3 protein-coding genes are annotated in these 972 nt (G+C 37.9%); all 3 read left to right on the plus strand.

Annotated elements, in window-relative coordinates:
* The first annotated feature begins 135 nt into the window (after window positions 1–135).
* Window positions 136–270: a 50S ribosomal protein L34 gene (gene rpmH, locus A3757_RS25330; RefSeq protein WP_082865166.1), complete on the plus strand. Its 135-nt coding sequence runs from the start codon at window positions 136–138 to the stop codon at window positions 268–270.
* A 3-nt stretch (window positions 271–273) separates the two neighbouring features.
* Window positions 274–675 carry a ribonuclease P protein component gene (rnpA, locus tag A3757_RS19575; RefSeq protein WP_068553363.1) on the plus strand — a complete coding sequence of 134 codons (402 nt, stop codon included), beginning with the start codon at window positions 274–276 and terminating at the stop codon, window positions 673–675.
* Between the two features lie 49 nt (window positions 676–724).
* Window positions 725–972 (plus strand): membrane protein insertion efficiency factor YidD (yidD, locus tag A3757_RS25335; protein ID WP_231878328.1); only part of this gene is annotated, 248 nt, incomplete at its 3' end.

Consider the following 972-nt stretch of genomic DNA (forward strand, 5'->3'; position numbering starts at 1 on the left):
TATTTAAGGGATGGGAAAAGATAAGACCTAAGATAAACTTTAAATAAAAATTCGAATATGCATTGAATAATCTTGCCCAAACAATTACAATCTCGCTCCAATTTTTTTTCACCCTATTTATTGTGAGTACTGGAAATGAAAAGAACATTCCAACCTAGCGTACTTAAGCGTAAGCGTACACATGGCTTCAGAGCACGTATGGCAACTAAAAGTGGTCGTCAGATTTTGAACCGACGTCGTGCTAAAGGCCGTAAAGAACTAAGTGCATAAAACTTGTACTCCAGTTTTAAGTTTCCTAAATCAACTCGGCTACTAAAATCGAGTGATTATAGTGATGTTTTTGAGTCTGTTGATATACGAGTTTCCAGTAAACATTATTTGATGTTGACTAGAAACCTGAATAACTCAGATAGCAGACTCGGAATAATCGTTGCTAAAAAGAACGTAAAACTCGCTGTACAACGGAACCGAATTAAACGCTTATTACGAGAATCGTTTCGGACTAAGCGTAGTTCGCTTCCAAACCTTGATATTATTGTTCTTGCAAAGAAAGGTGCTGATTTATCTAGCAGCAAAGAATGCACTCAAGAACTAGACTATCTGTGGCGTAAGTTAGTTCGTAAAACATCTCAAAATAAGTCTGATAAGAAGACTAAGTCAGCTCGGACTTCGTAACTACTGACTGCTGAAAAGTGTTAGTAAGGACATAATTTTGCTGAGAACCATGATGAGAAAAGTTATCATTGGTCTAATTCGCGCTTATCAACTCTGTATTAGTCCTATACTCGGCCCTTCTTGTCGATATTATCCAACATGCTCTGAATATGCCCTCGAAGCTGTAAAAATTCACGGTATATTTAAAGGAAGCTTTCTTGCAGTACATCGTGTGTTAAGATGCCATCCGGGTTGTGAAGGTGGACACGACCCTGTACCGGAAAAGAAGACAAAATCCTCCTCAGATAAACAATCAAA

The sequence above is a fragment of the Oleiphilus sp. HI0117 genome (assembly GCF_001635235.1).